Source organism: Mangrovimonas sp. DI 80, from assembly GCF_001975575.1.
GTDB classification, from domain to species: domain Bacteria; phylum Bacteroidota; class Bacteroidia; order Flavobacteriales; family Flavobacteriaceae; genus Mangrovimonas_A; species Mangrovimonas_A xylaniphaga.
In genome coordinates this window covers 26847-38497 of the sequence record NZ_MSDT01000006.1, presented here as the reverse complement: position 1 = coordinate 38497, position 11651 = coordinate 26847, and the positions used below count along the sequence as shown (strand labels likewise).

Here is an 11651-nt window from a genome sequence, read left to right as displayed (position 1 = left end):
AGGTGGGAACAAAAGTCCCCACCTTTATTTTAGAACTACAAAAAATTTCGTCTTTAGTTTCCTTCTTTAATTAACTTTAAAAGAACTGACGAAGGAATGATTGCTTTCAATACCATTTGTGTTTTACTATCGTCATCGGAGTGTTGCAAAGTTTTGGTATAGGTAACAGTCCCCATCACATTGCCATATTGATCGATAATCGCCGCACCACTGGATCCAGCTGCAAAGTCAGCTGAAATGGCCATCAAGTTCCTATATTGCCCAAAATTGATTTCACTAAATTTATCGGTAACCATCCCGGAAGAAAATGCATAAAAATACCCTTTAGGATGGCTTACTATATACACTGGATCTCCAATTTCTGCATCTTCGGTTGCAACTCTTAGTGCGGGAAGTTCCACACCCCTAGGATCAATTTTTATAATGGCCAAATCATTAGATTTGTCTGCAAGCAAAACCTCTTTTACAGGAAAAACTGTCCCATCCTTCAACATTACAACTAGAACATCTCTGGAAGTCGTATTGTACTTTGTAACATATCCATTCACAACGTGATAATTTGTCACTATGATACCTTTTGAATCGATGATATATCCAGAAGCAGGATACGTATGTATACGTTTACACTCAGCCCCACGTTCATTTACCTCTCCACATCTACCCGCTGAAGACACTATTACAGTAGATTCAGACACTTGATCATATATATTACCTGGACTCATTTTTTTCTTTTTCATCGATTTAAGGTTTACGTCCACGGGACCATAACCTTTTGCCTTAAAGGTAGTATTCATTGAATCTGCCGACACCACATCTCCTAAATCAATCAGTTTCTCAGACCGGCCTTTCAATTTTACCTTATATTGAGTAATATTATTTTTATAATTCTGCCCTTGCAGCGGTTTTGCAATGAAAATTGTTATTAAAATGATAAATGTTTTAAAAAAATACTTCATAATTATTGGACTAATATCTATCTAAATTATAGACAATTTAATACTGTTACTCGTTTAGGCCCGCAAGTTACATTTTTATTAAAAAAGCTTTAGCTATCAAATGAAAATAAACATCCAATTCATTTTTAAAATTATCACTTCGATGTTTTTATGATAAAAAAATATTCCCTTAGGGCCTGATCCATTAGCCTTCTCATCCAGTTAAGACATCTAAAATATGATTAATAAAAGAACAATTGTAAGCTTCCCTAACAATCTATATGAATCATGAGGCAAGGCTCCCAAAGCATTATCTCCCCTAACCATACTATTCACATTTTCAACTATTCAAAACAATCAAATTGACAATGTCAGCCTTTAAATTTAGAACTGAATTACTAATTATTTAATGATAAAAAAATAATCTTTTTTTTCCTACAAAACTTATAATAAAACCCTTATTTTTAGCCGCAATAACAAACATAATACTACAAACATTAACTTTTTAACTTAATTTTTTATGAGAAAAACTCTACTTTTTCTAGGCTTTGTCTTGTTATCATTTCAATTCAAAGCACAAACAAACTATGTTTCATTTACCCTTACAGGCCTCAATGAAGATGTTGTGGCCGAAACCAGCAGTCTAGATGAAACAACTACATCTAGTGTAGACATCTTAACAGGCAACTACTGCTTTATAACTCAAGATGTAGGAAGCACCTATGGCCTTCCTATTGACGGGGCAATCACTTATGGTGATATTCCTTATCAATTAGCACCTTACACAGGCAACAACTCCCTTAGACTAATTGGCTCCAATAATCCTCAAGCAGGAGCCGGACAACCAGAAGAGGGCAATCCTATTAGTGGCTCAGTTACTTTTTCTGAAACTGAAAAACTAGAGGTTGCTTATTTAGCGGTAACTTCAGGTAGTGGTGCCAGCCCAGTTAGTGGAACCATTAATTTTGATGATGCTAGTACACAAGCTTTCTCTTTTACTGCGCCAGATTGGTATGGAAGCGGCACCAGAATTGTCACTAACCTTGGTCGAGGAAACAGAAGTGACAATACTCTCTCTGGAACACCCTCTGGAGGGCCCTATATCTTCCAATTTGCAATCGCAATTGATATTGCAAATCAATCTAAGAATGTTACTGGAATCTCTTTCCATAATGACACTACAAGCCAAACTATTTTTAATTTATTTGCTGTTAGTGGAAAAAAAGCAGCGCCATGTCCTTCCCCTTCAAATATTTCATTGACAGCTGTAACAGCTTATGATGCAGACCTAACTTGGGACGCTTATGATGTTAATGACACTTTTGAGGTTGCTATTGTTCCTGCTGGTGATGCTGAACCTACAGAGGGTATTGATGCAGCAACAAACACTTATAATTTTACCGATTTAACTCCTGATACTTCTTATGATGTTTACGTAAGAACGGTTTGTTCCCCAGAAGGCTATAGCTATTGGACAGGTCCTTTTAATTTTTCCACTCCTGTTTCTTGTGTTGCTCCAACAGGACTTACAGTTTCTTCCATTACTACCTCTACTGCAGAAGTGTCTTGGGATGCTGGTACAGCAACTGACTGGGAATTCACCTATGTCCCAGCAGGAGATCCAGAACCTAGCTCAGGAACACCCTTAACAACTAATTCTTCAAGTCTTTCTGAATTAACAGATAATACTTCTTACGATGTATATGTTAGAGCTAATTGTGGCACTGTTGATGGCTATAGTACATGGACCACAACTACTTTTACAACTACATGTCTTCCTGCTTCTGGAATTAATGAAGGATTTGAAGACACTAATGGAGGCTTCCCTAACTGTTGGTCTGTAATTAACGGAGGTTCCGCAAATACTTGGACTGTTGAAAACTCAACAACATACTCACATAGTGGATCCAAAGTTGCTAGAATAAGATACAACAGTGCAGCACACAGCGATTATTTAATCACACCTGCTTTTACTGTTACCGCTAATGTAAGCGATATTATTAGCTTTTGGGCAAGAAGTTACCTCTCATACTATATAGAACAATTTGATGTTATGGTTTCTACAACTGGAAACCAAGAAGCCGATTTTACAAATACTTTGGCTTCTAATGTAGCTCCTCCAGCCTCCTATACAGAATATACTTATGATCTTTCCGCATACATCGGACAGACCATTTATTTTGCCATAAAAGCAACTTCACAGAATGAGTACTATTTATATATAGACGATTTAGCCACATCAGGAGCTCCACTTTGTGAAGTTACCGCATCTGATTTAACAGCTAGCACAACACCAACCACGGCTACTTTATCTTGGACTGATGCTACTGCTTCTAGCTGGGAAATATTAGTTCAAAATGCGAACTTGGATGCTCCTGATGGAGCAACAAATGGTGTTACGGTAACGGAAACCACTTATGAAGCTACAAATTCAACAACAGATCTTCAAGAGTTTTATGTACGCTCACTTTGTCCTGATGGTACAAACTATAGCCCTTGGGTAGGACCTGTTGCTTTTGGAGGAGGTTATGCACCTATAGATCTTGCAGGATTCAATGCCGACGTTATAGCCAACGGCATTGGAGACTCATCCGTATCTGCTCCTCAGGATATCGATGGATCCGATTATGCGTTTTTTAGCAAGGATTTTAAAGCAACAGAAGGCAGCAGCGATTTAACCTATGGTCTTCCTATTAATGGAACTGCATCCAGTCAAAATACCGCTAACCTTACTTATAAGTTTAATTCCTACAGTGAGAATAATTCCTTAAGAATGGTAGCCACTGGTGTCGCACAGACTCTGACCGTTTCAAATGCTTATCCCGCAGAAAAGGTTTTCCTATTGGTTACTGCTGGTTCAGGTTCAGGTATGATCTCAGGAACCATCCATTTTGATGATAACTCAACGCAAACATTTTCTTCTTCAACTGTCCCTGATTGGTTTAATTCAAACACGCTCCCTGTTGCTTTATCTGGATTTGGAAGAATCAATACGTCTAACAACAACACCGAAAACCCAAGTGGCAACCCGCGATTGTATGAATTAGGAATAGACCTGGAAGCTGCAAACCAAAGTAAGACCATTTCATCAATAGATATCACCAAAGATTCAGGAGGAGGTATAGTTAACATCTTTGCCGCTAGCATTAAATACTCTTCTGCGACCTTATCTGTCGAAGACATTAACAATCTTCCTCAACTTAGTGTATATCCTAATCCAGTTAAAGACAATTTATATATAAATGCCCCTGAACAATCTAGCATTAAAGTATATAACATCCTAGGTAAAGAAATGTTTTTAAGCTTTCAGAATAATACGATTAATATGTCTTCTTTAAGCAATGGCATTTATTTAGTAGAAATAACCCATTTAAATCAAGTAAAAACATTTAAGGTAATTAAAGATTAATTACACAATTGTTTAATTTCGAAAAAGGACGCCAATCTAGATTGGCGTCCTTTTTTTTTAACACCCTAGCTAATAGCCTAACCAAATTCAGTTTCACAAAACAAATTCCCCCATCCGAGCTCAAATAGAATCCATGGCGAAATAAATTTTTGCTATTACCAAATAGTTAATTGAAATAGAAAACCAAATGATTCTCCTATAAAATCATTAATTTTAAAGGTGTTACATAAACACTACAGACATTATAACATTTTAAATCCAGTAATATGAAGGAAAATTCAAGTTCAACAGGCGGAAAATGTCCGTTTGTACACGGTGCCAACACCGGAGTGAAAGATTCAGTTATGGAATGGTGGCCTAACTCATTAAACTTAGACATTCTAAGTCAGCATGACACAAAAGTTAACCCACTTGGAGAAGATTTTAATTATCAGGAAGCTTTAAAATCACTCGATGTAGAAGCTTTAAAGAAAGATGTAACCAATTTAATGACCGATTCCCAAGATTGGTGGCCTGCCGATTGGGGACACTATGGAGGATTGATGATCCGTATGGCATGGCATGCTGCAGGATCTTATAGAATTGCCGATGGTAGAGGTGGCGGAGGAACCGGAAATCAGCGCTTCGCACCGCTTAATTCTTGGCCGGATAACGTGAGCTTGGATAAAGCCAGACGCTTGCTTTGGCCTATCAAAAGAAAATATGGCAATAAAGTAAGCTGGGCCGATTTAATCATTTTGGCAGGAACCATCGCTTATGAAAGCATGGGATTAAAAACCTATGGCTTTGCATTTGGTCGCGAAGATATTTGGGCTCCAGAGAAAGACACCTATTGGGGAGCTGAAAAGGAATGGCTTGCACCTAGTGACGAGCGTTATGGTGATGTTGGCAAACCAGAAACTATGGAAAACCCTCTGGCTGCAGTTCAAATGGGACTGATTTATGTGAATCCAGAAGGGGTCAATGGTAAGCCCGACCCAATAAAAACGGGAGCCCAAGTACGTGAAACCTTTAAGCGTATGGCCATGAATGATGAGGAAACCGTAGCACTAACCGCAGGTGGACATACCGTTGGAAAAACTCACGGAAATGGAGATGCCAGTATTTTGGGACCAGATCCCGAATCGGCTCCTGTTGAAGCACAAGGTTTCGGATGGGCCAACCCAACACGAACAGGCGTAGGTAAAGACTCCGTAACCAGTGGCTTGGAAGGCGCTTGGACTACCTATCCTACAAAATGGGACAACGGTTTCTTTGAAATGCTTTTCAACCACGAATGGGAATTGAGAAAAAGTCCCGCAGGAGCACATCAATGGGAACCGGTAAGTATCAAAGAAGAAGATATGCCTGTGGATGTGGAAGACATGACCACCAGACACAATCCTATGATGACCGATGCTGATATGTCCATGAAAATGGATCCTATTTATAGAGAAATTTCATTAAAATTTAAAGACGATTTTGAAGGTTTTTCCGATGCCTTCGCCAGAGCGTGGTTTAAACTGACACACCGTGACATGGGACCAAAAGATCGCTGGTTTGGACCGGACATCCCTTCCGAAGATTTAATTTGGCAGGATCCTGTTCCTAAAGGAAAATCCGATTATGATGTGACTGCTGTGAAAGCTAAAATCGCTGCTTCGGGATTGAGCATTCCTGAAATGGTTGCTACCGCTTGGGACAGTGCAAGAACCTATAGAGGGTCTGATTTTAGAGGTGGTGCCAATGGAGCCCGCATTCGTTTAGCCCCTCAAAAGGATTGGCAAGGAAACGAACCTGAAAGATTGGCCAAAGTTTTATCTGTATTGGAACCAATTGCAGCTGAATTTGGAATTAGCGTTGCCGATACCATTGTGTTAACAGGTAATGTTGGTGTAGAAAAAGCAATTAAAAATGCTGGCATGGACCTAACAATACCATTTGCTCCTGGCCGTGGCGATGCTTCTCAAGAGATGACCGATGTGGATTCTTTCGAGCCCTTGGAGCCTTTAGCTGATGGATTTAGAAACTGGCAGAAAAAGGACTATGTGGTCAGTTCAGAAGAAATGTTGTTGGACCGTGCCCAACTGATGGGACTAACCGCACCTGAAATGACTGTATTATTAGGTGGTATGCGTGTTATGGGAACCAACTACGGAGGCACCAAACATGGCGTATTCACCGATAATGCGGGTGCTTTAACCAACGATTTCTTTGTAAACCTAACCGACATGGCCTACACATGGAAGCCTGTTGGCAATAATGTTTACGACATATGTGATCGCAAATCTGGAGTTACCAAATGGACAGCCACAAGAATCGACTTGGTATTTGGTTCCAATTCCATTTTAAGAGCCTATGCTGAAGTGTATGCCCAAGATGATAGCAAAGAGAAATTTGTAAAAGACTTTGTGGATGCTTGGGTGAAAGTTATGAATGCCGACCGTTTTGATATATAGCCCCAAAACCATTCCATTTATAAATATGAAAGCCGCTTTCTTAAGAAAGTGGCTTTTTCTATTAATCGAATAAACTTGAGGATGTTAAAAATTATGGCGTAAGCATTACTAATTGACCAAAGCAAATTTTATAAAACCAGACAATTCCCCCTACCCAATGGAGCTAAACCATAGGCTTTATAACCCAAAAGTATTAAGCAATATTTTTTGGTCCCCAATGAGAACACAACATGTCTGGCGCAGCTTTTGTTGGATTTGGGCAACTTGGTGTTGAAAATCGCAAACACGTTGCACAACTGGTATCATCTTTTAAAGCCAGCTTCATATCGAAAGAATCACAAGTATAGTCATGATTTACTTTAACATGATGCACTGCACACATATGAGTTGCTTCCATATTGGCGCAATGGTCGCAGCTATGAGAGAATCTAATTGCCATGATTTCAAGTGTTTAAATTATATACAAATATACAATTCGATCACGCTAAAAACAATCTAAACAATTAATTTACAATCATTTACATTTAAACTAATTTTAAATAAATTATCAATATCAAAAAATTGAATAGTTAACCAGGAGTTATAAAATCAGTTTTCCTTCAACTCACTTCCTCTTTTTGCACCATATTCATCTCTTATGACCTCTGCAAGGTATTCAAGTTGTGCTTTTTCCCCATAATTTTGAGCAATGAGTTTTTCTACAAAATCCAGAAGAGTTTCTTTTTTTCCATCAACTATTTCATAGGAATTGAAATCAACTCCACCTTCTTCATATTCGAAGAAAATTTTATCAAAAATACTGAAAATTCCCAGTTGGGCTGTTTGTTTTAAAAAATAACCCGCACGAATATTTCTCTGTTTATTTTCTGGACAAATAAAATGATCGGAGTATTTTTTTAAGAATTCTGGGAAGAAAACTTTGAATTCTTCTTTTGTTCCATTGAAGACACCAATCTTAGTAAGATCTTCTTGATATCTATCTTTATTGATTCCGGTTAATTCAACTATATAATTCATATTACAAAGAACTTTTTTTGCTTTTTGAAGTTGCTCTTCATTTAATGAATCAAGTTCTACAGGCCCACCAGAGACTGTTCCGTTTTCAATCAAGTTTTCAACACTACTTTTGGCATCCCAAACAGGATTGGTTGTTACTGTCTCAACCGGGAGTAATTTTGTAGATGTTAAGCTTAAAAGGACAATAAAACTAATGATGTATTTCATAATTTTCCTTTATTAAAGGTAGACGTCACTGAATTATGTTGTGCAACTTAATTCTTTTTTTTTGTTCAAACGCAAATTATATTTCTTTGTTACAGCTTTCCTTAAAAAGTTTAAATAATCGCGTTCTGTAAGGGTAATGCGCTTATCCTTTACCTTAAAACTGTTAGAAATTTAGTGTAGGGCATAAAATTTAGGATTTTGCTTTCACGAGTTAGCTTTGCCTACACATTTCCAGAAAACCACTCGAAAATGCAAAAGTTGGTTTCCTTTAGCTATCTTTAAACATACAATGTGGTAACGGCAAAGTTTCACCAACCTTTCAGCAATATAGCAATGAATAAAAGTAAGCTCATTCAATATTACAACAACCAATCGGACACTTTTCTAAGGTATTTTAATCAAGCGCAGGAAAGTATGGAAATGGAGGCCATACACGAAATGAGAGTGGCTGTAAAAAAACTCAAAGCCATTTGGTGTTTACTCGAGATGCTTAGTGATAAAAAATGGAAGAAAACCAAGCATTTTTCATTGGTTAAAAATTTATTTAGATCAGCTGGAAAGTTGCGAGAAACACAGTTAAACCTACTGATGACAGAGCAATTTGAGGATATTAATTTATCGGAATACACGGAGAGCTTGATAAAACAGGAAAAAAACTACAGCAAGAAACTAACACAGTCCCTCGAAAAATTTGAGCTCCAAAAACTGGAAATATTGAATGCCAAGTTGCTTAAGGCGATTATAAAGATTCCAGATGACATTGTTTTAAAACAAGCTTTGGCCAATGTTAAAAAAAGGAACAAAAAAATCGCGAAAACCAAGGGGTTGCTTTTCAACGAACATAAACTTCATAAAATTCGGATTCAACTAAAAGCCATGCAGGAAATATTGGCTGTTATAGAAGAATTAAATACCAACAACGCAATGGTTACCCTTCGAAGCCAAATAAAGTCACTCAATGAACACATAGGCCAATGGCACGATTATAAAATACTACGGAAATCCTTAAAGCAGTTCCTTTCCAAAAACCCACATAGCCAAAATACTTCCTTGATAAAAAATGTAATTAAAGACATAAACTCTGAACAAAAAGAACGGCAACAAGAAATATTTGGGCTTATAGAGATGTACGTTGCTGAACACAACCCTAAACTGAACCGTTATATATAAATCTTCCCAAATCTAAAGTTGCTATGTAGCATTAGTCACCAAAGAAATGGATTAAGGTTCTTAAATTTATATATGAAAACGTTTGTACTACTTTTTGTCATTGGGGTTTCATTTCTTACGTCTTGCGAAAAGGATGAAGCTTCTTATTTAAGCGACCAAGAAAAGGCCGATTTGCTATTTTTGAGGGAAGAAGAAAAGTTAGCAAGGGATGTGTATCTCTATTCTTATAACCTATACAACCAGATTATATTTTCCAATATTTCCAACAGCGAGCAATCCCACATGAATGGCGTTTTATTCTTGTTAAACAAGTATGAACTTGTCGATCCTGTAACCAATAATGCCGTAGGCATCTTTTCAAATAGCGAACTACAGTCACTTTACAATCAATTAACTGCCATCTCCGATATTTCCTTAAGCAAAGCCCTTGAAGTAGGCGCCAATATAGAAGACTTGGACATCAATGACATCAGTATCTTTGTCAGTCATACTTCAAAAACCGACTTACTGGAAGTTTATGACAATTTAGCCTGTGGATCCCGCAATCATTTCCGAAGCTTTGTAGCCCAATTAGGAACTTATACCCCCATTTACATCAACCAATCGGAGTATGACAACATTATTAGTTCTTCGCAAGAGCAATGTGGCAACTAGGAATACCTTTATCATGCCTCACCCCTTTCAAACTCATACTCATTGCATTTCAAAAACCCTCATTTCCTTGAAATCAATTAACCTTCAATCCAAACAAAAGTCTTAGCACCCCTAGCCTCCTGACAACAAATTCATAGATAACAAAACACAATACAAAGGTAAAAGTTGTAATCACCAAAAATTGCAGGAACGGAGACATGTCTATTTTCAAAATCCATAAAGAGCTCAAATATAAAACCGCCATATGAATGATATACACAGGATAGGCGGCCTGACTTAGATACGACAAAGCCCTACTCGGTTTATTTAAGTAGTGATAACCTATTCCAAAGAGACATAAAATCCAAGAAATAGATTCCAAGGCCATTAGGTAACTAGGTGCTTCCATTTCAAATTTCAGATATCTTATCCCATACAGTAGCAGTGCTAAAATTAGATACCCCCATTTCCATTTTTTAACCGTATTCCAGAAACTGCTACCGCTATACACAAACAGATATCCAAAAAAGAAGGCTAGTGCCCCCAGGAAAAAGCCATGCCAGGTTTCGGCGTACATGGCATAGACCTGGGGTTTTACCAACAGGCCTTCTACCATAAAAAATAAAGAAACAGCCAATGGTCCTAAGGGGTTTGACATCACCTTCTCCATCACCCTCTTGAACCCCACCATTTCCCTGTGCTTCATCATATAAAAAACAGGCAAAAATAACAGTACATAGACAAAAATGTTCCCTAAAAACCATAGATGTCCTTGATGCGGGTAATAACTCGATGGCAATTTGTAAAACATCTGAAATACATACATATGCAATGGGGTAATTGCTACAATCCCAAAAATAAACGGCAACAATATGCGTCGGGAGCGTTCACCTAGAAGTTGTTTCCAATTCCGTTTGCGCATAGCAAAGAACATTCCCATGCCCGATACGAAAAATAAAAATGGAATACGCCACACATTCAACATGGTCATAGGAATCCATAAATCCTGTAAAGGAGTTTTACTTCTTACAAACCCTATAAACGAGGCCCAAGGTTGGAAAACGATGGCTATGTGGTAGATAAGAAGTAAAGCTATGGCTATTACCCTCAGCCAATCAATATCGTATCTTCTAATTGTTTTCATGATTTCTAATTCTTTAATTTTTACTGTAACATTATAGCGATTACTGGACGTGTTTTTTCTATTTCAGAAAGGTCCAGAGTCAATCCCAATGGTTCTAATTGTTGCTGGAGCATTTCATAATAGGGTTTTATCTCCTCAAATGGCCCCATAACTGTTTCTTGGGGTGTTGCCCCAAAGTTGTTTTTCACGGTTTTATCTGCTCCCGCATCCAATAGCATTTTTACCGCTTCCACACGACAGAAAAATGCAGCAACATGAAGCGCTGTTGAACCGTCGTTGTTTTTAATGGAAAGATCTGCCCCTGCCCGGATGAGTTCTTTTGCAATAGGCTGCTTCCCAAAAGTAATGGCCGAAATTAATGGAGTGGCACCACTGAATGCATCTTTTTCATTTAACGGAGAGCCTGATTTGATGTGCTGCTGTACCGCATCCATATTTCCAGAAATAACTGCCTCCTGTAATTTAATCTTGGGAGCTTTAACTTCCGTTTTAGCCATTGTTTCTTGAGAAGTTTCGGTTTTATCCTGTTTACAAGCCATAAGGACCAATACGGCAATAAGAAGTAAATACTTAAACTGTTTTACGGAATTGAATTGCATTGTTTTCATGATTTTAATTTTTAATTGTGTTGAACATTAAATTTTACATTACAAAGGTCCTGCAAAGGCTGAAGCAAGACCAATAACCCATGAAGCGAA

Annotated in this window: 9 protein-coding genes; 4 read left to right on the top strand and 5 right to left on the bottom strand. The window is 37.7% G+C overall.

Annotation, left to right across the window (positions count from 1 at the left end; all coding sequences use genetic code 11):
• Positions 1-53 precede the first annotated feature (53 nt).
• A complete protein-coding gene (locus BKM32_RS12125) occupies positions 54-956 on the bottom strand; it encodes a serine protease (RefSeq protein WP_076664044.1) in 903 nt (300 codons plus the stop codon).
• Positions 957-1455: 499 nt separating this feature from the next.
• On the opposite strand from BKM32_RS12125, the gene BKM32_RS12120 reads away from it, so the two are divergent.
• On the top strand, positions 1456-4344 hold the full coding sequence (locus BKM32_RS12120; protein ID WP_076664043.1) for a T9SS-dependent choice-of-anchor J family protein: 2889 nt from the start codon (positions 1456-1458) through the stop codon (positions 4342-4344).
• Positions 4345-4610: 266 nt separating this feature from the next.
• The gene (katG, locus tag BKM32_RS12115; protein ID WP_076664042.1) at positions 4611-6782 is read left to right on the top strand and encodes a catalase/peroxidase HPI; all 2172 of its coding nucleotides are present in this window, start codon (positions 4611-4613) and stop codon (positions 6780-6782) included.
• Positions 6783-6975: 193 nt separating this feature from the next.
• Here the strand turns inward: katG and BKM32_RS12110 are convergent, their stop codons facing one another.
• A complete protein-coding gene (locus BKM32_RS12110; RefSeq protein WP_076664041.1) occupies positions 6976-7221 on the bottom strand; it encodes a hypothetical protein in 246 nt (81 codons plus the stop codon).
• A gap of 149 nt (positions 7222-7370) precedes the next feature.
• Complete coding sequence (locus tag BKM32_RS12105; protein ID WP_053975887.1) at positions 7371-8006, bottom strand: hypothetical protein; 636 nt, start codon at positions 8004-8006, stop codon at positions 7371-7373.
• 333 nt (positions 8007-8339) lie between these two features.
• Between BKM32_RS12105 and BKM32_RS12100 the strand changes: the two genes are divergently transcribed.
• Positions 8340-9176 (top strand): CHAD domain-containing protein, encoded by an 837-nt coding sequence (locus tag BKM32_RS12100; RefSeq protein ID WP_123812116.1) that lies wholly within the window; start codon positions 8340-8342, stop codon positions 9174-9176.
• 72 nt (positions 9177-9248) lie between these two features.
• The gene (locus tag BKM32_RS12095; RefSeq protein WP_076664039.1) at positions 9249-9830 is read left to right on the top strand and encodes a DUF2202 domain-containing protein; all 582 of its coding nucleotides are present in this window, start codon (positions 9249-9251) and stop codon (positions 9828-9830) included.
• Positions 9831-9903: 73 nt separating this feature from the next.
• Here BKM32_RS12095 and BKM32_RS12090 read toward each other — a convergent pair whose 3' ends face one another.
• Together BKM32_RS12090 and BKM32_RS12085 are read right to left on the bottom strand one after the other, a co-directional pair.
• Complete coding sequence (locus BKM32_RS12090) at positions 9904-10953, bottom strand: acyltransferase family protein (protein ID WP_076664038.1); 1050 nt, start codon at positions 10951-10953, stop codon at positions 9904-9906.
• 20 nt (positions 10954-10973) lie between these two features.
• On the bottom strand, positions 10974-11561 hold the full coding sequence (locus tag BKM32_RS12085; protein WP_076664037.1) for an ankyrin repeat domain-containing protein: 588 nt from the start codon (positions 11559-11561) through the stop codon (positions 10974-10976).
• Positions 11562-11651: the final 90 nt, after the last annotated feature.